This is a genomic window from Blautia acetica (assembly GCF_038739805.1).
In the GTDB taxonomy this organism is placed as follows: domain Bacteria; phylum Bacillota; class Clostridia; order Lachnospirales; family Lachnospiraceae; genus Blautia.
The window spans coordinates 47,362-70,293 of the sequence record NZ_JBBEWO010000015.1; the positions used below are offsets into that span (position 1 = coordinate 47,362).

Here is a 22,932-nt window from a genome sequence, read left to right on the forward strand (position 1 = left end):
TGGAGAATATGAAAGAAAAACAAGGATCCGGATTCTGGGACAAGCGCTCCCGGATGTTTGACAGCCAGGTTCTGGAGGTTTATAAAAATGCCTACAAAAAGACAGTAAAGCGGTCTGCAGCATTTCTGAATCAGGAAAATACTGTATTGGAAATCGGCTGCGGCACCGGAATTGTGACCATGCAGCTGGCAGATTGCGTGAAGGAAATTACCGCAATAGATAGTTCAAGGGAAATGCTTTTGCGTGCAGAGCAAAAAGCCAGAGAACTGGGAAAACAGAATATTTCCTTTCACTGCGGAACCCTTAAGGATAGGAAGTTTCCGGCGAAATCCTTTGACGTGGTGACCGCCTATAATGTGCTGCTTTATATGGAAAATCAGGAGGAAGTGCTGGAGCAAATTTATGAAGTCTTAAAGCCGGGCGGCCTTTTTATTTCGGCTACGGACTGCCTTGGCAGAAGTCTGTCAAAAGAAGCCATAAAGAAGTTCTGGAAAAGCAAACTGCATCTTATGCCGTATGTGGCCTTTGATACCCCTATTGGGCTTATGCGGAGAATACAAAAGCACGGTTTTTTAGTGCTGGAGATTGTGAATCTGCATAAAAGTCCGCCCAATATTTTTATCGTAGGGCAGAAAGTGGAAAAATGAAAATCTAAACAAAATATAAAATTTATAAATTATTAGCACTCACTGAAAATGAGTGCTAATTTTCTCTTGACTTTTATTCCCCTGCGTATTAATATGTTTTTTAGAAATGAAGAAAAAGGAGATGCATTATCATGGCTAATAAGCGTGGTACTTTATCAATTAATAGTGACAATATTTTTCCGATTATTAAGAAATGGCTCTACTCAGACCATGACATTTTTTTCCGTGAACTGATTTCCAACGGCTGCGACGCTATCACAAAGCTGAAAAAGCTGGAAGTCATGGGCGAGTATACTTTCCCGGAAAATCATAAAAACAAAATCCAGGTTATCGTAAATCCGGAAGAGAAAACCCTGAAATTTATTGATACCGGTCTTGGTATGACAGCGGAAGAAGTAGAAGAGTATATCACCCAGATTGCCTTTTCAGGTGCAACCCAGTTCCTGGAGAAATACAAAGACAAGACAAACGAAGACCAGATTATCGGACACTTTGGTTTGGGATTCTATTCTGCATTTATGGTGGCAGATGAAGTGCAGATTGATACGCTTTCTTATAAGGAAGGCGCTGTGCCGGTACACTGGTCCTGCGACGGCGGCACCGAATACGAAATCGGTGAGGGAAATAAGACAGAAGTGGGTACTGAAATTACCCTGTTTTTAAATGAAGACAGCCTGGAGTTTGCCAACGAATACCGTGCAAGAGAAGTCATTGAGAAATACTGTTCCTTCATGCCGACGGAAATATTCCTGTCCAAGGCGAATGCGCCGCAGGAATATGAAACGGTAGAAGAATCCGAAGTCAGAGAAGACGATGTAGTTGTAGAGCACATTCACGAAGAGGCCAAAACCGAAGAAAAAGAGAACGAAAACGGCGAAAAAGAAGTGGTAGAAGTTTCCCCTGCAAAGGAAATGGTAAAAATCCACAAGCGTCCGGTTTCTTTAAGCGATACCAACCCGTTATGGATGAAGCACCCAAATGAATGTACAGACGAGGACTATAAGGCTTTTTACCGCAAAGTCTTTATGGATTACAAAGAGCCGCTGTTCTGGATTCATCTGAATATGGATTATCCGTTTAACTTGAAAGGTATTTTGTACTTCCCGAAAATCAACATGGAATATGAATCCATTGAGGGAACCATTAAATTATACAACAACCAGGTATTTATTGCAGACAACATTAAGGAAGTGATTCCGGAGTTTTTGATGCTTTTAAAGGGTGTGATTGACTGTCCGGACTTACCGCTGAACGTATCCAGAAGCGCCCTTCAGAACGATGGATTCGTGAAGAAAATTTCTGACTATATCAGCAAAAAGGTAGCAGACAAGCTGACCGGTATGTGCAAGACAGACAGAGAAAACTATGAAAAATACTGGGATGACATCAATCCGTTTATCAAATTCGGCTGCTTAAAAGATACGAAGTTCTCTGAAAGAATGATGGACTACATTCTGTATAAGAACATTGACGGAAAATATCTGACTTTGGAAGACTGTATCAAAGAGAATGCAAAAGAAACACCGGAAGATACAAAGGAAGAAGTTCTGGAGGAAACCAAAGACGAGGCACAGAAAGAGCCGGAGAAGACCAATATCTACTATGTCACAGATGAAGTACAGCAGAGCCAGTACATCAATCTGTTTAAAGAACAGGGACAGGATGCTGTGATTCTGAAGCACAACATTGACTCTGCATTTATCTCTCATGTAGAGCAGGCAAAGGAAACAGTCAGATTCCTTCGCATTGATGCAGATTTGACAGAAGCAGTGAAAGAGGAAGGAAAGAATCTGGAAGACGAGACAAAAGAGTTGTCAGAAGTTTTCAAAAAAGCTTTGAAAAAAGAGAATCTGACCGTGAAAGTGGAAAGCCTGAAAAACGAGAAGGTATCTTCCATGATGACGATTTCAGAAGAAAACCGCCGTATGCAGGAAATGATGAAAATGTACAATATGTATGGTATGGACCCGTCTATGTTCGGCGGACAGGAAACTCTGGTATTAAATGCCAACAATAAACTGGTGCAGTATGTACTGGAGCACAAAGAAGGAGAACAGACACAGATTCTCTGTGAACAGCTCTATGATTTGGCGTTAATCAGCCACAGACAGCTGACACCGGAGGAAATGACAAAATTTGTAGCCCGAAGCAATGAGATTATGCTGTTGCTGGCAAAATAAACCAGGCAGTTACGAGAAAAAATAACAAAAGGAAAGAGCAGAAAAATCCGTATGGGAGTTTCTGCTCTTTCCTTTTTGAAGACAGGTACAGCCTGTTGGATTTAGGAGGATGGTACTGTAAAAATTTGGAGAAACATATAGACAAATAATGCGGAGTGTATTAGAATAATGCTCGAAAATGGGTAAGTATGAGAGAAAATGACGCATAGAGAAAATGTCCCGGAAGGAAACAGAGCCGGCAAGGGAGAAATGAAGAATATGAAAGCATACAAAAAAGAGAAAAAGAAGTATCTGAACAGTATGGGCGGCAGAAGGCTGAAAGTGCGGGTTCACATGCTGCTGCTGGGGACGCTTTCCCTGGGAATTGTTATATATTCTGTAGTTTGTACCATTCAAATGAAATCAAAGGATGCCAAAACCACAAAAGAATATGTAAGGAATTATGTGGAGCAGCGGGCTGATATGATAGACATGGAAATCAGCAGCAATACAGCCATGATGACGGGACTGGCCGAGACTCTGACAGAAGAAAAACCCCGGGATGGATATAGAAAGTTACCTGGAGACTAAGAGGAAGCTGTATGGTTTTGATTTTATTGCGCTATATGATGATAAAACAGGAGAGGTACAGCTTGCTGGAAAAGGTTTTGAGGATGTAAACAGGGAAGAACTGACAGAAAACGATGTGTTTGGGCAGGAATTAAGAGAAGGACATTGTGCGTCCTGTATGGAAGAGGAACGAATGGTCTATGCCGTAAAGACAGGCAGCGCCAGTGAAGAAAAAACTTTGTGGGCAGCAGCTTCGTCAGAAGAAATAACAAGTATTATGATGTCTAAAACGTTCCAGGAAAAAAGCAGTACTTATGTGGTAGATAAAACGGAGCAGGTACTTCTGTCTTCCGGGGAAGAAGAGAGCATGGCGTTTTGGAATCTTGTCGTAGGACAGAAGGAAGATAAAGAGATTCTGGAAAATGCAGAACGTATGAAAGAAAATATCAGCAACCACAAGGGCGGCGTTTTCCGTATCCTTCTGCCCGGCTATAAGAGGTATTACCTGGCTTACGAGCCTCTGGAAAGAAGAGATGGACAGCTGTAACCATTGTTTCTGCGGATTTGTTTTCCGGTTTTTCTGATTCTTACGTAGTGAAAATGATGGGAAATCTGGTTGTGGTTATGCTGGTGTTCGGCGCTTATTTTTCCTGCTGTTTAAAAGCTACAGCGAGGGGGAAAAGAAACTGGAACACCTGGCTTTTTCCGATGAGGTGACCGGAGGAATCAATAAGCTGGAGTTTCAGATAAAATATCGGAAGCTTTGCAGAAAGCATATTGCAGAACAGTATGCCATTGTTATGATGGATTCGGTGGACTTTAAGATTGTGAACAGAAATCTGGGCGCAAAAAACGGAGATAAACTGCTTCGCTATTTTTATGCTGTAATGGCGGAGGCGTTAAAAGAAGAAGACAGAGAGTTTGTTACCCGGACAGAAATGGATCATTTCTTTTTATGTATGAAGGAAACGAATTTTCAGGTTATCCAGGAGCGGTTAAATGCCATAGTAAGGGAGATTAATACCTTTCAGGGGATGGATTTACCGAAATATAAGATTCGGTTTCGCAGAGGTATCAGCTTTGGCGACAGTTCTGAAACGGATGTAACGGTGATTCAGGATCAGGCCAGAGCAGCCTTGAAGAACCAGAAGTAGAAGCATATTTAGAACAGGAAAAAGAAAATACTTCCGACCTATGTGCTCTGTTTTTTTTGGACTTGGATCATTTCAAAGAAGTGAATGATACGTTGGGTCATATAGTAGGAGATAAGGCCTTGCATGAAGCAGCAGCCAGCCTGAAATCCGTTATCCGAGCCAAGGATTTGATATGCAGAATCGGAGGGGACGAGTTTATGCTGTTTATCAAGGATGCGGAGAGCGTAGCGGATATTCGTTTCTGCGCGGAGAAGATAAACAGAATTTTGGTAAAAACCTACGAAAAAGACGGAAAAGAAGTGACAGTCAGCGCTTCCATAGGCATTGCCCTTGTGGAAGAAGGAATTACGTTTGAAAGCCTTTATGAAAGGGCTGACAGAGCGCTTTATGAGGTGAAAAACAAACACAGGAATCAATATTGGATTGCATAAGAGAGGGGATATAAAAATGGATGAAAGAGGAATGCAGAAGCGTCTGAGAAAGATAACACTTTTCTTTACTCTGGTGAGTCTTGTGCTCTTAATGGGAAGCGGAGGCATTTCCATCCTGCTGAATCATACGTTTCAGAATGAAATCGAAGATCAGATTGTGACAGAGACAAACAGGCATAGAACCAATATCAACAGAAAAATTGACACAGACCTGCAAACTCTTTATACCCTGTCAAGTTTTATGGAGTTCAGCGGAACCATAGACAGCAGCCAGTTTGCAAAGGGATTGTATGAATCCAACAATGAGAACAGCTTCCTGCAGATGGGATACTTTGAAAAGGGCGGAACAGGAATCCGCGTAACCGTCAATGGCGCCATGGAAGAAAATATGAAGGCAGAAGAGACGGATTCCACTTTCTATGAGAGCATTCAGAAAGCCTGGGACGGGAAAAGCGTGGTTTCCGATGTCTATCATGACAGCGCAGCAGATGAAGATTTCATTGCGTATGCAGTTCCTGTACAGAAAAATGGAACGGTGGTAGGCGCCTTGACGGCCTGTGAAAGCACGTCGGTGTTTTTTGATGTATTAAGTATTAAAAGTGGTTTCAGTGAACAGACAAAGGTTCGGGTTATGGGGACAGACGGAAAATTTTTTCTGCCTGCCCAGTCCGGAGATCAGGCAGACTCTGTTTCTGATATTCTTCTCTCTGAAAAAGAGCGGACAGCATTTCAGAACATGTTGGAACAGGGAAAAAGTAAATTTATGGAGGTCAATGAGAATGGGCAGACTTGCCGGATGTTTGCAGAGCCGGTAGGGGTTCATGACTGGTATCTGGTGCTGACTGCCACAGAACGGGGAATCAGCGAGCCACTGTACCAGAACCTTCTGATTACGAGGATTATTTTCTTCCTGCTTCTGGCTCTTTCCGGTATGTGTATCCTGTATGGCGCCCGTCTGATGAAGCGAAACAGCAGAGCACTTCTGCGGTTTGCCTATTATGACCAGCTGACAGGCAGTTATAATATGGTGAAGTTCTCCCACATGCTGGAAGAAACCATTGCCAGTACCCGGGATTTCAGTCTGGTGGCCATGAACATCCGCAAGTTTAAGTTTATCAATGAGACTTTTGGAGATGAAGTGGCTAACCAGCTGCTGTGCTATGTGAAAAAGGTGCTGGATGAGGCAGTTTTTGAGGGAGAGTTCTTCTGCCGGGAAACTGCGGATAAGTTTTACATACTCATGAGAACTTCATATGAAAACCTTGTGCAGAGGCGTCTGGAGGAGATTACAGAGCACATTCGTGATTTCTTTCTGCACTACAACCGGCAGTACCGCATGATGATTTATGCAGGGGTGGTGACCGGGGCAGAGATAAACGGCAGTTTTGTGAAGCGGGAAGAACTTATGAGTCATGTCATGTTTGCATTGGACAGAGCGAAGAAGCGGCAGCAGGATGATTTTTCCGGATCAGTTTATTCCGCTGTTTGAGCAGAATGGTTTCTGTACAGAACTGGATTTGTATATGGTAGAGCTGGCATGCCGTCAGATTCGCCAGTGGATGGATGAAGGAAAGGAAGCCATTCCCATTTCGGTCAATCAGTCCAAACTGTTGTTTTACAAGGACGGATATGTGGAAAATCTGTGTGAAATCATGGAACGGTACCATGTGCCGGCTAAGATGATTACCCTGGAAATTCTGGAGGGCCTGGCTCTTGGGGATGCAGAAGGATTAAACAGCAGAATCCGGGAACTGAAAGAAAAGGGCTTCCAGATTTCCATGGATGATTTCGGCAGCGGCTACTCTTCTCTGAACATTCTGTGCAGTCTGGAAATTGATGAATTGAAGCTGGACAGAGCGTTTCTGATGGAAATGCCGGGTCATAAAAAATGGCAGCAGCAGATTGTGATGGAACAGATTGCACAGCTGGCAAAGAAAATGAACATGACGACTGTGGCAGAAGGCGTGGAAACCTGGGAAGACGAAGCCTTTATTCTGAAAGCAGGCTGTGATTACGGACAGGGGTATTATTACAGCAAACCTCTTTGTGCCGCTGAATTTACGGAAAAATATATGTAGAAAAAAGGCTCCTTTGGTTTAAAGGAGTCCTTTTTTAAACTGTATCATCATTTCACGGGTAAGGCTGACATCATAGTCGTCATAGGGGATTTCTTCCCGTTCAAACCACTGTGCCACAGCCAGTTCGTTTTTGTCTAAGGTGATGGTATCTTCTCCCTCCAAATCGCAGACAAAGCCGGCCAGAAGGCTGCCGGAAAGTCCCCAGGGCTGGCTCTTGTAGTAGCGGATATTCTTCACTTTTAAACCAACCTCTTCCATGACCTCTCTTTTTACGGTTTCCTCCAGGGTTTCTCCGATTTCTGCAAATCCCGCAATAAGGGCATAGCGTTTGGCGTTTCTTCCCGCATATTTTGACATGAGAATTTTGTTCCCGTTGGTAACCGCCACAATGACGGCTGGAGAAATTTTAGGATATTCTGTGGATTGGCACTGAGGACAGTACATCATGCGCTCTTTTTCGTCATGGATGAGTTTGTGTCCGCAGGTTCCGCAGAACCGGCGTCCTTTATACCAGTTGTAGAGATGAAAGCCGGTGACAAGTCCGAAACACTGCTCCTTAGGCTGCATACTGCGGAAAATGGAAATATCCTGATATGTAAAGTCTGCAAATTCTTCTGCCTCATAATCAAAAAGCAGGAAATATCTTTGTTCGTCAATGGAAAAAAGATAAATACAGGCACTGGGAGAAAGGTTCTGGCTGCCAGAGAGCGTTTCCCAGGTGGGGAAGGTGAGAAGCCCGTCTCTTATGGCGCCAAGGATTTCCCGGCTGCGGAAGGAGAGAATGAAATCTCCGTTCTCAGGCTGTGCGTGGGTGTATTCGTTGTGATAGCAATGAAAATCAAGGTCCTGAATCATGTTGATTACCTCCGAATGTAAAATAAAGTAAGACAAATCAGTTACAGTTTTTCGCAGGGGATTTGCTGCTGTCTGAAAAATTTCTGAATCAAATCGTCCCAGACGTGGTCAAGGGATTTATCCAGGGTAAAGGTCTTTAGGGAAGTACCAGTGGTACAGGTCAGTGTCTTTCCGTCATACTGGAAATTGACAAATAACCCGAAAACATCATCAGAGGAAAAGTTCAGATGATTTCCCAAAAGAAGTTTTTCCGTATTTTTTTCGGAAAGACGGAATACAATCTTAAAGTGAAGAGGTGTTTTCTTTCCTTTCATCATGGAAAAGCAAAAGGGTTTAATATCCCGCCAGAGCGAATAAGTCTGCTTTTGCGTCTGGAGGAGTTGGGCCTCCTGTGTATCGTAAAAGTCTGTATGCAGAGTACCGTCAATGGTAAAGGTTGCAAAGGTGGTGACAGAGGCCTCGCACAGCCAGAAGCTGTCAAAGGTACTGCCGATAAGAAGCTTGGACATGAAATCCTTTAAGTCCACAATCTGCAGAGCAATCATAGTAAGAATCCCTCGTTTCTCTAAAAATTACTGCATGAAACACAGATAAGAACAGTATAAACGAAAATCAGAAAAAATCCTAGAGTTTTCCGGGAAAAAACCTTTTCAAATAGCAGGCTTTGTGTTATTATAAGACATGGTATTAAAAACTACATAAAGAGGTTGTTGAAAATGAGTTATAAAATAGTGATAGACAGCTGCGGCGAACTGCCCGAAAGCTGGAAAACAGATGAAAATATAGAAAGTATCCCCCTGACGCTTACGGTAGAAGGAGAGGATATTATAGATGATGAAACCTTTGACCAAAGCGCTTTTTTGAAAAAGACTGCACAGAGTCCGGAGTGTCCGAAATCTTCCTGCCCTTCTCCGGAGCGGTATATGCAGGCTTATGACTGCAGCGCAGAGCGTGTATATGCAGTCACCCTGTCTTCTAATCTGAGCGGTTCTTACAACAGCGCCGTGCTGGGAAAAAATCTTCTTCTGGAGAACCGGCCAGAGCAGAAAATATATGTCTTTGATTCCCGTTCTGCTTCGGTAGGGGAAACGCTTGTTGCCATGAAGATTCGGGAGTGCGAGGAGCAGGGCATGGCGTTTGAGCAGGTCATTGAGACGGTGGAGGCGTACATTGATTCCCAGAACACATACTTTGTCCTGGAGAATCTGGAGACTCTGCGCAAAAACGGAAGACTCAGCAATCTGAAAGCCTTTGTGGCATCTGCGCTGAAAATCAAGCCGGTGATGGGGTCCACCCCGGAAGGTACCATTGTGCAGCTGAACCAGGCCAGGGGCATTAATAAGGCCATGATGAAAATGGTGGATTATGTTGCCCAGAGGGCAAAGGACAGCGAGGAAAAGGTGCTGGCTATCAGCCACTGCAACTGTCCGGCCAGAGCGGAAATTGTAAAAGAGGCGATTTTGCAGAGAGTTTCCGTAAAAGATGTGGTGATTCTGGATACGGCAGGTGTCAGCACCATGTATGCCAATGACGGAGGCGTGATTGTAGTCTTATAGTTTTGTTTTGCAATTTGTCTCACAAAGGAATTGACAGGAAGAAAAAAATCAGATATAGTAGAAACGCTATGGGATACAAAGTTCGACAGATTCCATGCAAATATTTATGTGACCATCCCGGAAGGGATTAAGGCCATACGGACAGCCGGGTCAACTGCCGATTGGCAACGGAAGTTGCCTTATTGATTGAGTTAAAAGCTCAAATTTTATAAGTTGGTAACTTTACAACCAGTGCGTACAGATGCACATCAACTTGTGAAACGGTCAATAAGAGTAGTAAAAGTAAGATATTTGCTATATAGACTCTGAACTTGAGTAATTCCATAATCAAACCTTTATTTTCTGCCTTGTGCAGAATTTAAAAACATGGATAAGAAATGGTCAGCCGCAGGTGATGTGTAGAAATATACGTCATTTGCGGCTTTTTACGTTTGCTTTAAGCCTGCGGAAAAGCCATATTTCAGGAAGAAAAAGGAGTTATCCGTTGTGGGCGAGAAAATGAAATTGTATGGATTTAATAATTTGACGAAAGCCCTGAGCTTTAATATTTATGATGTCTGTTATGCAAAGACGGCCAGAGAGCAGAAAGACTATATTGCCTATATTGACGAGCAGTACAATTCCGAAAGACTGACGGGGATTTTAACCAATCTGACGGACATGATAGGAGCCCAGGTACTGCATGTTTCCCAGCAGGATTATGAACCCCAGGGGGCGTCCGTGACTTTGCTGATTGCAGAAGGGTCTATGATTCCCGCAGGCAGCACTCAGGTGGCTCATCTGGACAAAAGCCATGTGACAGTGCATACTTACCCGGAATACCATCCGGAAACCTGTCTGGCCACTTTTCGGGTGGACATTGATGTGGCAACCTGCGGAGAAATTACACCGCTGTCTACACTGGATTACCTCATAGGCTCTTTTGATTCGGATATTATTACCATGGATTACCGGGTACGGGGCTTTACCCGCAGTGTAAACGGCAGGAAGCTGTTTATGGATCATAAGATTACATCTATTCAGGATTATATTGCAGCAGAAACCCTGCAGCGGTATGATGCGGTAGACATCAATGTGTATGAGGCAAACCTTTTTCACACGAAAATGATGTTAAAGGAAATTGATTTGCAGAATTATCTTTTTAATACAGATATTTACGAACTGCCGCCCAAGAAACGGCTGGATATTATGAACAGCCTGCGGCGGGAAATGATAGAGGTCTTCAGCGGAAGAAATATTTACTGACAGGGGAGATGGGAAAATGGGAAAATTATCTCAGGAGAATGCCCCTATTTATGAGGCGTTGGAAAATTTAAGAAAGATGCGGGTGGTGCCTTTTGATGTGCCGGGACACAAAAGAGGCCGGGGAAATCCGGAACTGACACAGCTTTTGGGAGAGCAGTGCATGAACATGGATGTAAATTCCATGAAGCCTCTGGACAATCTCTGCCATCCCGTATCCGTGATTAAGGAGGCGGAGGAACTGGCGGCAGAGGCCTTTCATGCAGCCCATGCTTTTCTTATGGTGGGAGGCACGACCTCCTCGGTGCAGAGTATGATTCTCTCGGTAGCCAAAAGAGGGGAAAAAATCATCCTGCCCAGAAACGTACATAGAAGTGTGATTGGGGCCATGGTGCTGTGCGGGGCAGTTCCGGTTTATGTGAATCCCCAGTGCAGCCAGAGGCTTGGGATTCCTCTTGGTATGTCTGTGGAAGATGTGAGACGGGCTATAGAGGAAAATCCGGATGCAAAGGCCGTGCTGGTGAACAATCCCACCTACTATGGGGTCTGTTCGGATATCCGCTCTATTGTGAAGCTGGCACATGAGCATGGCATGTACTGTCTGTCTGACGAGGCCCATGGAACGCACTTTTATTTTTCGGATAAGCTGCCGGTATCGGCGATGGAGGCCGGAGCGGATATGGCAGCGGTATCCATGCACAAGTCCGGGGGAAGTCTGACCCAGAGTTCCCTTTTGCTGACAGGATCGGGAATTTCGCCGGGACATGTCCGCCAGATTATCAATCTGACCCAGACTACCAGCGGTTCGTATCTTCTCATGTCCAGTCTGGATATTTCCAGAAGAAATCTGGCTCTGCGGGGAAGAGAAACCTTTGAAAAAGTCATGGAACTGGCCGAATACGCCAGAAGCGAAATCAATGAGATTCCAGGCTTTTATGCCTTTTCCAAAGAACTGATAAACGGTGACAGTGTTTTCGATTTTGATGTGACCAAGCTTTCTGTACATACGCTGGAAGTAGGGCTGGCAGGCATTGAAGTCTATGATCTGCTCCGGGATGAGTATGACATTCAGATAGAATTCGGAGATTTCGGCAATGTGCTGGCATACCTTTCCATTGGAGACAGAAAGCGGGACGTTGAGCGTCTGGTTTCTGCTCTTTCAGAGATTTCCCGCAGATTCGGGAAGGAAAAGGTGGATTTGCTGGAACAGGAGTATATACCGCCCCTGGTAGCGGTATCTCCCCAGGATGCGTTTTATGCGCCCAAAGAGGCACTGCCTCTGGAGCACTGTGTGGGACGGATATGCAGTGAATTTGTCATGTGCTATCCGCCGGGGATTCCTCTTCTTGCACCGGGAGAACAGGTGACACAGGCCATTGTGGAACATATTGTATATGCAAAAGAAAAGGGCTGTACCCTTACCGGGCCGGAGGATGAGGAAATTCGCCAGCTCAACGTACTGAAAGGAGTGTAGTATGGAATTTTGGTTTTCGGAAAAACAGACAAAGGATGTGAAATTTTCCATTCGTGTAGACCGGCAGCTTTACAGCGGTCAGAGTGAATTTCAGAGGATTGATATTTTTGAATCGCCGGAATTCGGAAGATTTCTCACTTTGGACGGCTACATGATGCTGACGGAGAAGGACGAGTTTATTTATCACGAAATGATTACCCATATCCCCATGGCAGTACATCCTAAAGCGGAAAAGGTATTGGTTATCGGCGCGGGAGACGGAGGTGTCATCCGGGAACTGGTTCGTTATCCGGAAATAAAGCAGATTGATTTGGTGGAGATTGATGATATGGTGGTGGAGGTCTGCCGCAAATACCTGCCTAAAACCGCCTGCTGTCTGGATGATGAGCGGGTAAACATCCGCTATGAGGACGGCCTGAAATACATCCGCAGATGTGAAAATAAGTATGACTTGATTATTGTGGATTCCACAGATCCCTTTGGCCCGGGGGAGGGGCTTTTTACCAGAGAATTTTACGGAAACTGCTATAAAGCGCTGAAGGAAGACGGCATTATGGTGAATCAGCATGAAAGTCCTTTCTATGAGGAGGATGCCAGAGCCTGCCAGAGAGCACACCGGAATATTACGGAAACCTTTCCGGTCAGCCGGGTGTACCAGGCCCATATTCCTACATATCCTTCCGGACACTGGCTTTTTGGATTTGCTTCCAAGAAGTATCATCCGCTGAAGCATTTGAGGGAAAAAGAATGGAATACCCGGGGGATTCAGACACGTTACTATACGACAACGTTGCATAAAGGGGCATTTTATCTGCCTGCGTATGTGGAGGAACTTTTGAAAAATGTTGAGAAAGAATGTTGAAACTTTTCTGGAATGTGATAAGGATTATGAGGAGGCTGAGGTCATTCTTTTTGGTGCACCGTTTGATTCTACCACCTCCTTTCGTCCGGGAACCAGGTTTGGCAGCAGCGCCGTCCGTCATGAGTCTTTTGGACTGGAAAGCTACAGCCCTTACCAGGACCGGGATTTAATCGACAGTCTGGTAATGGATGCGGGGGATTTGGAGCTTTGCTTTGGAAATACCAGAGATGTTCTGTCTGCCATCCGGGAGAGAGCCGGGGAAATTTTACGGGATGAAAAACTGCCTTTTATGGTAGGGGGAGAGCACCTGGTGACGCTTGGAGCCTTTGAGGCTGTGCAGGAGAAATACCCGGAGATTTGTATCATTCATTTTGACGCCCATGCAGATTTGCGTGAGGATTATCTGGGAGAAAAGCTGTCTCATGCCTGCGTACTGCGCCGCTGCTGGGACTTGATTGGAGACGGAAAAATTTACCAGTTTGGTATCCGCTCCGGGGACCGGGAAGAGTTTTCCTGGGCCAGGGAACACACCTGTATGCAGAAGTTTGATTTTGAAGGGCTGGAAGAGACCCTTGCTGCCCTGGAAGACAGACCGGTTTATTTTACCGTGGATTTGGATGTGATGGACCCGTCCGTCTTTCCGGGAACCGGAACGCCGGAACCGGGAGGGGTGAGCTTTGACAGGCTTCGCCGGGCTGTGACGCTGGTATGTGAAAGAGCCAGGGTAGTGGGCTGTGATGTGAATGAGTTAAGTCCGCACTATGACGCCAGCGGAAGTTCTACGGCAGCAGCAGGAAAGATTATCCGGGAAATGCTGCTGGCTCTTACGAAGAAGGCATAATACCAATTTATTTATAACATACATAAAACCAAGAAAACAGGAGGAAACAAATATGGGAAAAGCGTTGATTATCGGATGTGGAGGCGTAGCCTCTGTAGCAATTCACAAATGCTGTCAGAACAGTGAGGTATTTGAGGAAATCTGTATTGCCAGCCGTACAGTATCCAAATGTGACGCGTTAAAGGCAAAGCTGGAAGGTACGACAAAGACAAAAATTACAACTGCGCAGGTAGATGCAGACCAGGTGGAGGAACTGATTGCTTTAATCGAAAAGGAAAAACCGGATGTGGTTCTGAATCTGGCTCTTCCGTATCAGGATTTGACTATCATGGATGCCTGCCTGGCTACGAAAACCCATTACATTGATACTGCAAACTATGAGCCGGAAGATACGGCAAAGTTTGAGTACAGCTGGCAGTGGGCATATAGAGAACGCTTTGAAAAAGCAGGCATTACGGCGCTTTTGGGCAGTGGATTTGACCCGGGAGTAACAGGGGTGTTCAGCGCCTATGCCCTGAAACATGAATTCGACGAAATCAATTATATTGATATTCTGGACTGCAACGGCGGTGACCACGGATATCCGTTTGCCACCAATTTTAATCCGGAAATCAACATCCGGGAGGTTTCTGCAAAGGGCTCTTACTGGGAAGACGGTCACTGGGTAGAGACAGAACCTATGGAAATTAAGAAAGAATACAATTTCAAAGAAGTAGGACAGAAGGATATGTACCTTCTTCATCATGAGGAAATTGAAAGTCTGGCACTGAATATTCCGGGGATTAAGAGAATCCGTTTCTTTATGACCTTTGGACAGAGCTATCTGACACATTTAAAGTGTCTGGAAAATGTGGGAATGACTTCCATTGAACCGATTTTGTTTGAGGGAAAGGAAATCGTACCGCTGCAGTTCTTGAAAGCAGTGCTTCCGGACCCGGCCTCTCTGGGACCGCGCACCAAGGGAAAAACCAACATTGGCTGTATTTTCCGCGGCAAAAAAGACGGAAAAGAGAAAACCTACTATCTGTATAATATCTGTGACCACGAAGAGGCTTACAAAGAAACCGGCTCTCAGGCGGTTGCCTATACCACAGGTGTGCCGGCTATGATTGGAGCTATGATGGTCATGACCGGAAAGTGGAATAAACCGGGTGTACACAATATTGAAGAGTTTGATCCGGATCCATTTATGGATGCTTTGAATACCTGGGGGCTTCCATGGCAGGAAGACCATAATCCGGTACTGGTGGATTAATGGCAGGGGGAGAAAAAAATTCCTTTTCCACACCGTATTTTCTGGTGGACGAAAAGAAACTTGTGAAAAATCTGGAGATTTTAAAGCAGGTTTCTGACCGGACGGGCTGTAAAATTCTGCTGGCACAAAAGGCATTTTCTATGTTTTATGCCTATCCGCTGCTGAGAAAATATCTGGCGGGAACTACAGCCAGCGGTCTGTATGAGGCAAAGCTGGGGCATGAAAACTTCGGCGGGGAAACCCATGTGTTTTCCCCTGCATACAGGGAAGAGGAATTTGAAGAATTGCTGCAGTATGCAGATGATGTGGTGTTTAATTCCCCGGGGCAGGTGCGAAAGTATGCAAAAAAGGCAAAACTGGCGGGGAAATCCGTGGGACTGCGGATAAATCCCGAATGTTCTACCCAGGAGGGACATGCTATCTATGACCCGTGCGCCTCTTTTTCCAGGCTGGGAACTACGCTGGAAAATTTTGATGAGGCATTGCTGCCGCTTTTGGACGGGCTGCATTTTCATACTTTGTGTGAGCAGGGAGCAGATGCTTTGGAAATTACCTTAAAAGCTGTGGAAGAGAAGTTTGGAAGGTACCTTTCCCGGATGAAATGGCTGAATCTGGGAGGAGGACATCATATTACAAGAGAGGATTATGATGTGGAGGCTCTTGCAGAGATGGTGAAGCGGCTGAAAGAAACTTACGGAGTAGAGGTTTATCTGGAGCCGGGGGAGGCAGTTGTGCTGCAGGCAGGATTTCTGGTATCAGAAGTTTTGGAAGTGGTTCACAATGGCATGGATATTGCTATTTTGGATACTTCCGCTGCCTGTCATATGCCGGACGTGCTGGAAATGCCTTACCGTCCCCCTGTGAAAGACAGCGGGCTGCCGGGAGAAAAAGCCTGCACAGTAAGACTTGCAGGACCAACCTGCCTGGCCGGAGACGTCATAGGAGATTATTCCTTTGACACACCGCTGAAGCCGGGCGACCAGGTGGTATTGGAGGATATGGCGCTTTATACCATGGTGAAAACCAATACTTTTAACGGTATGCCTTTGCCGGATATAGTCTGGGAAGGGATAGATGGGAAAAGAAAACTGGTAAAGAGGTTCGGATATGAGGACTTTAAAAACCGGCTTTCCTAAGTATAGAGAAGACTGCTGCGGGCTTTGTCTTTAAGAGGACAGAGGCGCAGCAGTCTTTTGGGTAAAGAGACAGAAAGATGAGAGAGGAGTAAACAGATGATTAGAGCAATGCAGGCGTCTGATTTGGAAGAAGTAATGCAAATCTGGCTCACCGCCAATATGGAGGCTCATGACTTTATAGACAGCAGCTATTGGAAAAGCCATTTTGAAGAAGTGAGGGCGCTGCTGCCTCAGGCGGAAATTATGGTATCAGAAAATACAGATACCGGGGTTCTGGAAGGATTTATAGGCATAATGGAATCCTATATAGCCGGAATTTTTGTGAGACAGGAATATCGTTCAAGAGGGATTGGCAGGCAGTTTTTGGATTTTGCCAAGGCAGCCAAACCAGAACTGAAGCTAAAGGTATATAAAAAGAATGAAGCAGCAGTGAATTTTTATCTGCGGGAAGACTTTCTTGTGCTGCAGCAAGGACAGGATGAGGACACCGGGGAAGAAGAGTTTACTATGGAATGGAAAGGAAGGGATGCCTTTATGTGACATTCCCTTCCTCTGCGGCTGGCAGGATCAGACAGAACGTACACCCGCCTCCTGGGGTGTCTGTCAGCGTCAGCTTTCCTTTTTGCAGTTCTGTAAGTTCTCTGGCAATGGAAAGTCCCAGACCGAAATGCTCTTTTTCTTTCCGGGATTTGTCACTTTGATAAAAGCGGTCAAATATCCGTTCTTTCTCTTCATCGGGGATTCCATTTCCATGGTCTGCAACCAGATAGCAGACATTTCTTTTCTTTACAAAAATTTCCAGGTCAATCATTCCATCAGGTAAGGTATAGGTTATGGCGTTGTCCAGAAGAATGGTGAGAATCTGAATTACCCGGCTTTTGTCGCAGTGAATCCGGGGCAGTTCCATATCCGGCAGCGTCAGATTCAGCGTTATGCCGTTGTGGCGGCAGACAGGTTCAAAGGTTTCATATACATCCAGAAGCAGGGTATCGCTGTCATGGTTTCCCAGGGTCAGATGCCACTTTTTAGAATCTGAAGCAGCCAGAATCAGAAGGTCTTTAATCAGATTTCCCATGCGGGTGCACTCTTTTTCAATGTTGGTAAGCATGAAATCTGTATTTTCAGGAGAGGTCCGGACAGCAGATGCGCTGGCCTGAATCACCGCAAGGGGAGAGCGCAGCTCATGAGAGGCGGCAGCAATAAATTCTGCCTGTTTTTTCTGGTTTTCTTTCAGAGGCAGCAAGGTTTTTCCAACGGTCCGCCAGCTTGCCAGATACAGCAGAAAGATACCGGAAAGACCTGTGAACAGGAAGAATACGCCCTGCCATAAAAGCTGTCTGGAGAAAGCCGTAATATCCTGTAAGACAAAAAGAGACTTGTAACCAAACGTTGTGGACACCAGGAGACACATGCCAAGATAAGAATCCCCCTGGGTGCCTTTGACGGTAAAGACAGAAGACTGCAGGGGAGAGGACAGAGCCGCTTTGTGTGAAGTAATGCCTTCTTCGACTGCCTTTTTCCGGGCCTTTTTTAAAAGGGTTTCCCGGCTGGTCTCAGGCTGGAAAGCGCCCCGGAAAAACAGAGGGGTGTCATTTTCTTCAATATGAATGAGCAGGCTGTTATCCATTTCCATCTGGGACAGCCAGGAATCTGTGAAAAAGGCTTCTGTTTGAAACCGGTTGGAAATATTGAGAAAAACACTGGAAAACTGTGCTTTATACCGGGCCTCCATAGAACTTTTCATGTAAAAAAAGCAGATAATGAGAATCACTGTGAGAATGGCTCCGGTAGTCAGCGTATATAAAAAAGTAAGTTTTTTTTGAAGGTTTTGAAACATCAGGTGTCCTCCTGTATTCCTTCCAGACGATATCCCACACCATGAATGGTTTTAATCTGCACCCGGCTTTTTAAGGTGCGCAGCCGCCGCCTGAGAAAATAAATATAGTTGTCCAGATTTCCCTCCTCAATTTCCGCGTCAGCCCCCCAGACATAAGAGAGAATCAGTCCCCGGCGCAGATTTTGCTCCTTATTTTTCAGAAAGTATTCCATAAGTCCAGCCTCTTTTTTGGAGAGAGACAGAGATTTTCCATTGGCAGATAATTCCAGATTTTCCGGGTCGAAGCATAAGTCCCTGAAACAAAGCAGGGGAGATTCTTTCAGAACGGCCGGGCGTCTGGTAAGGGCGCGGATACGGGCAAGCAGTTCCTCCGCATCAAAAGGTTTGGTAATATAGTCATCTGCGCCGCAGTCCAGTCCGCTGATTTTATCCCGGAGAGAATCCATGGCAGTTGCCATAATCACAGGAGTAGAAATATTTTTTTTCCGGATTGCACCTAACAGCGTCATTCCGTCCAGTTCCGGCAGCATGCGGTCCAAAATAATCAAATCATAGGTATTCTGCAAGGCATAGGAGAGCCCATCGGTACCATTGTGGCACACATCCGTTTCATACCCCTGGCTGCCAAGGTGAATCAGCAGTGCCTTACATAGAGAAACGTCGTCTTCGATTAATAAAATTCGCATATAGATAAATCCTTTCGTTTTCTTCTTTTGTATTGTATCATACAAATCTCTAAAAAATCTCCAAAAACATCTGGGATTCTTTAAAGATTTTTAGAGATTTCCCTGTTATGATAGATACAGAAACAACGATTAGGGTACAGAGAGGAGATTGACAGATGAAATTCAAAAAAGCGCTTGCCCTTGCACTTTGCGGGGCAGTTACCCTTGGAATGCTGGGAGGATGTTCCCAGAAAGAAAAGAAAGACGGAAAAGATTCTGAAAAAGAAGCCAAAGGGGGTTATGTGGAAGAGGAAATGGAAGGCCCCTGGGGAGAGAAGGAATCCTATCTTGGAAGTTATCTGAATGAGGATGGGAAACTGGAGGTCTATACCCAGACGGGAGAGGTCAGCCCGCAGGTATTTTCCTATACACATCAGGGCGGCAGCGACTGGGAAAAAAAGGAAGAAAACTGGGTGGAGGAGAAAATCAACGACAGTACCTATGTGTACTATCTCCTTCAGGGAGCCGATAAAAATCTCTACCTTATGACCTGTGGAATTACCGATACCTCTGAGTCTGGTGTGACTACTACAGAGGAGGGAGAAATCAGTCTTCCGCCCCAGCCCTGGTATCTTTACCGTCACACCCAGGAGGGAGAGACCCAGGAAATTCCGGTGGAGTGCCTGGATATGGAATACCAACAGCAAAACGGCGGTTTTGCCCCGTATTATCTGGGAGCCGCACAAAACGGTGATATTGCTCTGGTAGGAGTGGCATCCTCTAACATTGTCTTATATGATGGAACCACGGGAAAGGAAAAATACACCTTGCCCAGTCATCAGATAGTCACCAACAATGACGGTATGATAAACATTACCGGGAATACCATTGCAACCATCAGTGAAGACCAGAAAAATCTTCTTCTGTATGACGGGACTACAGGAAAAGAAACGGGAAAAATCAAGGTGGAAAATATGGAGGCAGGAACCGGATTTCTGGCTGCTACAGGGGATGGAACTTATTATATTGCAACGGAAAAAGGAATTTCTGTATATAAGGAGAATGGCAGTATCGGCGAACAGATTTATGATGGCAGCCGGGGAAATATGGGAGAAATGAAAAATAGTCTGACAATGAAAAATTTCATGGCAGGCGGTGAAAAGAATTTCTATGCAGCTTATGACAATTATCAGACCGGAACTTTTCACATCTGCCATTATTATTACAATGCTGCCGCAAGCACCAAGACAGAGAAAACCCTGTCCCTGTACGGGCTTTATGAAAGCCGTATGGTGGAAGCAGCCGTAAGGGCTTTTGAGAAGAAACATCCGGAAGTAGATGTGGATTATCAATATGCCCTGAAGCAGGATGCAGAAGGAAAACCGGAGGATTATATTGATGCACTGAATACCAGTCTTTTGAATAAGGAAGGGGCCGACGTGCTTTTCCTGGATGACCTGCCTGTAGATTCTTATATTGAAAAAGGAATTCTGGAGGATTTAACCGATTTGGCGGACAAAGGCGAGAATGATAACACACTGTTAAAGGGAATTGTGGACGGCGCAAAAAAGGACGGGAAAAATTATGAAATACCGGCGTCCTTCCGTCTTCCGGTATTTTATGGTACAAAAGAAGCCATGGCAAGACTGGACAGCCTGGATTCCGTAAAGAAATTTTTACAGGAACAGCCTGAAGGAAAAATCATAGGAGCCGCGTCTTACGGACAAATGGCATACCTTTTGTTTGCGTCAAATTATGAAGAACTTCGTCAGGAAGACGGCAGCTTTTCGGAAGAAAAGATACAGGAATTATTGGAAATGTCTAAGCAGCTTGTGGACAACAATCCATCCGAAGATATGGAAGAGAGCTGGGGAAGTTACTTTAAAGGCCGCATTTTATCCGGAAATACCATGTCTGCATTTTCCGGTATCGGTATGCTGGAGTTGTATGAGGAAACAGATATTGCAGGTGTGGACGATTTGACCGGATTGGCAGAAATTTCTCTGCTGTGTGATATTTTGAAAAAGCAGCCGGAACTTTCTGTAGAGAATCCCCATAATATGTACCTGTCCATGAATCGTATGGGTATCAATGCTTCTTCCAGGGAGAAGGAACTGGCAGAAGAATTTATACAGACTATGTTAAGCGATGAGATTCAGCAGCAGGAGTTCGTGGAGGGACTTCCGGTTCGTACGGAAAGTTTGGAGAAACAGGCCGATATTGCAGAAAAATCCGGACAGGAGGAGATGTTCAGCATCAGCTATGGCGGAGGAGAAACGCATTCCTACGGCTATCCGTCCAGAGAACAGCTGGAGCCGATTCTAGCCCTGGCGAAAAAGGCAGAGACGCCTCTGGTTATTGAACTGTCTGTAAGAGAAACATTTATCGACTGTGCAGAACAGTATTTTGGAGGAAGTATCAGTGCAGAAGAAGCAGCGCAGACTTTGGGTGAAAAAATGCAGCTTTACCTTTCCGAATAAAAGGGAAAAGTTGATTCCCTGGATTTTGCTGGCCCCCAGTCTTACGGGAGTGAGTGTGTTTATTCTGATTCCCTTTGCCGATGTGGTACGGAGGTCTTTTTTGCAGGCAGTAGGCGGCAGATTTGTGGGTTTGGAAAATTATAAAAATGTTCTGGAAAATACTGCTTTTCGGTTGGCAGCGGGGAATACGGTCAGATTTCTGGCCGTGTGCCTCCCTCTGCTTCTGGGACTTTCTCTGCTTTTTGGAATTTTGCTTTTGCAGGCAGGGAAGAGAAGCAGTCTTTTAAAGTCCGGATTTTTGCTGCCCATGGCGGTGCCGGCCGGGTCTGTGGTGTTGTTCTGGCAGCTGTTTTTTGATAAAAACGGAATTTTAAACGAAGCGCTGCAGCATTTTGGCGGCAAAGGAGTGGATTATATGAATACGCCAAAAGCTTTTGGCGTACTGGTGGCGGTTTATCTGTGGAAAAATCTGGGATATGACATGATTTTGTGGCTTTCCGGTCTTATGGGGATTCCCGACAGCCTTTATGAGGCAGCGAAAATGGATGGGGCAGGGGGCTGGAAATGCTTTCTTCATATTACCTGCCCCCTGCTGCTTCCCACAGCCTTTCTGACCGGTATTTTATCTCTGGTCAATGCCTTTAAGGTATTTCGGGAAGCATGGATGATTGCGGGAAATTATCCTCATGACAGTATTTACATGCTGCAGAATTTGTTTAACAACTGGTTTTTGAAGCTGGATATGCAGAAAATGACAGCAGCGGCCGTAATGCTTGCAGTGGTTCTGGGGTGTATTCTCATCGGAAGCCAGAAAATAGAAGAGAAATGGGGGCAGGGAATGTGAGAAGAAAGAAAGCCGTGATTTGGATACTGATCACCCTGTTTGTTCTGGCTCTGATTTTTCCCGTTCTGCTTTTGACGGCAGGCTCTTTTATGGGAACGGAAGAATTGAGAGAAAGCTATGGCAGTGTCCTTTATGGGGACTCCGGAAATTTGCAGTGGAAACTGTTTCCTCTGTATCCTACCTTAAAAGCCTATCTGCAGCTTCTCTTAGACAGTCCGGATTTCTTTGTGATGTTTTGGAATTCCTGCAGGCAGGTGTTTCCCATACTGGGCGGACAACTGCTTTTAGGACTGCCTGCAGCCTGGGCACTGGGCAGATTCCGGTTTCGGGGAAGAAAGATGATTCTTTATCTGTATATGATTCTGATGATTCTGCCTTTTCAGGTAACCATGGTGTCCGGTTATACGGTGCTGTCTTTTCTGCGTGTACTGGATACCCACTGGTCTGTCATACTGCCGGGCATTTTCTCTACTTTCCCGGTATTTCTTATGACAAAATTTTTTCAGCAGATACCGGACACCCTTTTAGAGGCGGCAAAGGTGGACGGTGCAGGAGTGGCAGCCTCCTTTTTTTACATTGGTCTGCCCCTGGGAATTCCGGGCGTGGTATCTTCTCTGATTCTGAATTTTCTGGAATACTGGAATGCCATTGAGGCGCCTATGACATTTTTAAAGAACAAGAGCCTGTTTCCCGTTTCCCTGTATCTGTCTAATATCACAATTCATGATATGGGGACCGCTTTTGCGGCTTCCATTTTAATTATGGCGCCGTCGGTGTTTTTATTTGCCTGCGGGCAGAATTATCTGGAGCAGGGAATTCTTGCGTCAGGACTAAAGGAGTAAGAGC

Annotated in this window: 22 protein-coding genes and 1 pseudogene; 19 read left to right on the forward strand and 4 right to left on the reverse strand. The window is 45.2% G+C overall.

Annotated features, from left to right (window positions below; translation table 11 throughout):
• The first annotated feature begins 8 nt into the window (after positions 1-8).
• The 8 genes and pseudogenes from WBS51_RS10790 to WBS51_RS10825 all read left to right on the forward strand — a co-directional run bounded on the left by WBS51_RS10790 (position 9) and on the right by WBS51_RS10825 (position 7,039).
• Positions 9-647, forward strand: a complete 639-nt coding sequence (locus WBS51_RS10790; RefSeq protein ID WP_173748801.1) for a class I SAM-dependent methyltransferase — start codon at positions 9-11, stop codon at positions 645-647.
• A 131-nt stretch (positions 648-778) separates the two neighbouring features.
• The gene (gene htpG / locus WBS51_RS10795) at positions 779-2,827 is read left to right on the forward strand and encodes a molecular chaperone HtpG (protein ID WP_173748800.1); all 2,049 of its coding nucleotides are present in this window, start codon (positions 779-781) and stop codon (positions 2,825-2,827) included.
• 258 nt (positions 2,828-3,085) lie between these two features.
• Positions 3,086-3,397: a hypothetical protein gene (locus tag WBS51_RS10800; RefSeq protein ID WP_173748799.1), complete on the forward strand. Its 312-nt coding sequence runs from the start codon at positions 3,086-3,088 to the stop codon at positions 3,395-3,397.
• Positions 3,369-3,923, forward strand: coding sequence for a hypothetical protein (locus WBS51_RS10805; protein ID WP_294462670.1), 555 nt, complete (start codon positions 3,369-3,371; stop codon positions 3,921-3,923). Before WBS51_RS10800 ends, WBS51_RS10805 begins: the two co-directional genes overlap by 29 nt.
• Positions 3,924-4,071: 148 nt before the next feature.
• Positions 4,072-4,530, forward strand: a complete 459-nt coding sequence (locus tag WBS51_RS10810) for a GGDEF domain-containing protein (RefSeq protein ID WP_294462678.1) — start codon at positions 4,072-4,074, stop codon at positions 4,528-4,530.
• Positions 4,531-4,550: 20 nt separating this feature from the next.
• A pseudogene (locus WBS51_RS10815) lies at positions 4,551-4,961 on the forward strand (GGDEF domain-containing protein); the annotation flags it as partial.
• 16 nt (positions 4,962-4,977) lie between these two features.
• Complete coding sequence (locus WBS51_RS10820; protein ID WP_294462673.1) at positions 4,978-6,450, forward strand: sensor domain-containing diguanylate cyclase; 1,473 nt, start codon at positions 4,978-4,980, stop codon at positions 6,448-6,450.
• Positions 6,416-7,039 carry an EAL domain-containing protein gene (locus WBS51_RS10825; protein WP_173748795.1) on the forward strand — a complete coding sequence of 208 codons (624 nt, stop codon included), beginning with the start codon at positions 6,416-6,418 and terminating at the stop codon, positions 7,037-7,039. The genes WBS51_RS10820 and WBS51_RS10825 overlap by 35 nt, the downstream gene beginning before the upstream one ends.
• Positions 7,040-7,057: 18 nt before the next feature.
• On the opposite strand, the gene nudC is transcribed toward WBS51_RS10825, so the two are convergent.
• Together nudC and WBS51_RS10835 are read right to left on the reverse strand one after the other, a co-directional pair.
• Positions 7,058-7,894, reverse strand: a complete 837-nt coding sequence (nudC, locus tag WBS51_RS10830; RefSeq protein ID WP_291681208.1) for an NAD(+) diphosphatase — start codon at positions 7,892-7,894, stop codon at positions 7,058-7,060.
• 41 nt (positions 7,895-7,935) lie between these two features.
• The gene (locus WBS51_RS10835) at positions 7,936-8,439 is read right to left on the reverse strand and encodes a DUF5721 family protein (protein ID WP_173748793.1); all 504 of its coding nucleotides are present in this window, start codon (positions 8,437-8,439) and stop codon (positions 7,936-7,938) included.
• Positions 8,440-8,610: 171 nt separating this feature from the next.
• Between WBS51_RS10835 and WBS51_RS10840 the strand changes: the two genes are divergently transcribed.
• The 8 genes from WBS51_RS10840 to WBS51_RS10875 all read left to right on the forward strand — a co-directional run bounded on the left by WBS51_RS10840 (position 8,611) and on the right by WBS51_RS10875 (position 16,800).
• A complete protein-coding gene (locus WBS51_RS10840; RefSeq protein ID WP_173748792.1) occupies positions 8,611-9,450 on the forward strand; it encodes a DegV family protein in 840 nt (279 codons plus the stop codon).
• A 486-nt stretch (positions 9,451-9,936) separates the two neighbouring features.
• Entirely contained in the window at positions 9,937-10,695 is a 759-nt protein-coding gene (speD, locus tag WBS51_RS10845; RefSeq protein ID WP_173748791.1) for an adenosylmethionine decarboxylase, read from the forward strand.
• A 16-nt stretch (positions 10,696-10,711) separates the two neighbouring features.
• The gene (locus tag WBS51_RS10850; RefSeq protein ID WP_294462851.1) at positions 10,712-12,166 is read left to right on the forward strand and encodes an aminotransferase class I/II-fold pyridoxal phosphate-dependent enzyme; all 1,455 of its coding nucleotides are present in this window, start codon (positions 10,712-10,714) and stop codon (positions 12,164-12,166) included.
• A 1-nt stretch (position 12,167) separates the two neighbouring features.
• Positions 12,168-13,028, forward strand: coding sequence for a polyamine aminopropyltransferase (gene speE, locus WBS51_RS10855; RefSeq protein WP_173748789.1), 861 nt, complete (start codon positions 12,168-12,170; stop codon positions 13,026-13,028).
• Positions 13,009-13,869 carry an agmatinase gene (speB, locus tag WBS51_RS10860; protein WP_291681205.1) on the forward strand — a complete coding sequence of 287 codons (861 nt, stop codon included), beginning with the start codon at positions 13,009-13,011 and terminating at the stop codon, positions 13,867-13,869. Before speE ends, speB begins: the two co-directional genes overlap by 20 nt.
• A 52-nt stretch (positions 13,870-13,921) precedes the next feature.
• Positions 13,922-15,124, forward strand: a complete 1,203-nt coding sequence (locus WBS51_RS10865) for a saccharopine dehydrogenase family protein (RefSeq protein ID WP_173748787.1) — start codon at positions 13,922-13,924, stop codon at positions 15,122-15,124.
• Positions 15,124-16,260: a carboxynorspermidine decarboxylase gene (gene nspC, locus WBS51_RS10870; RefSeq protein WP_291681204.1), complete on the forward strand. Its 1,137-nt coding sequence runs from the start codon at positions 15,124-15,126 to the stop codon at positions 16,258-16,260. Before WBS51_RS10865 ends, nspC begins: the two co-directional genes overlap by 1 nt.
• A 96-nt stretch (positions 16,261-16,356) precedes the next feature.
• Entirely contained in the window at positions 16,357-16,800 is a 444-nt protein-coding gene (locus tag WBS51_RS10875) for a GNAT family N-acetyltransferase (RefSeq protein WP_173748784.1), read from the forward strand.
• Here the strand turns inward: WBS51_RS10875 and WBS51_RS10880 are convergent.
• Positions 16,793-18,097 (reverse strand): sensor histidine kinase, encoded by a 1,305-nt coding sequence (locus WBS51_RS10880; protein ID WP_294462848.1) that lies wholly within the window; start codon positions 18,095-18,097, stop codon positions 16,793-16,795. The two genes, WBS51_RS10875 and WBS51_RS10880, sit on opposite strands and share 8 nt — an antisense overlap.
• Positions 18,097-18,783, reverse strand: coding sequence for a response regulator transcription factor (locus WBS51_RS10885; protein ID WP_291681202.1), 687 nt, complete (start codon positions 18,781-18,783; stop codon positions 18,097-18,099). The genes WBS51_RS10880 and WBS51_RS10885 overlap by 1 nt, the downstream gene beginning before the upstream one ends.
• Before the next feature lie 155 nt (positions 18,784-18,938).
• Here WBS51_RS10885 and WBS51_RS10890 point away from each other — a divergent pair, with 155 nt between their 5' ends.
• Genes WBS51_RS10890 through WBS51_RS10900 form a run of 3 tightly spaced genes read left to right on the forward strand, consistent with a single transcriptional unit; the run spans position 18,939 to position 22,928 of the window.
• Positions 18,939-21,242, forward strand: coding sequence for an ABC transporter substrate-binding protein (locus WBS51_RS10890; RefSeq protein ID WP_342694083.1), 2,304 nt, complete (start codon positions 18,939-18,941; stop codon positions 21,240-21,242).
• Entirely contained in the window at positions 21,184-22,086 is a 903-nt protein-coding gene (locus WBS51_RS10895) for a carbohydrate ABC transporter permease (RefSeq protein ID WP_173748780.1), read from the forward strand. The genes WBS51_RS10890 and WBS51_RS10895 overlap by 59 nt, the downstream gene beginning before the upstream one ends.
• Complete coding sequence (locus tag WBS51_RS10900; protein WP_173748779.1) at positions 22,068-22,928, forward strand: carbohydrate ABC transporter permease; 861 nt, start codon at positions 22,068-22,070, stop codon at positions 22,926-22,928. The genes WBS51_RS10895 and WBS51_RS10900 overlap by 19 nt, the downstream gene beginning before the upstream one ends.
• Positions 22,929-22,932 lie beyond the last annotated feature (4 nt).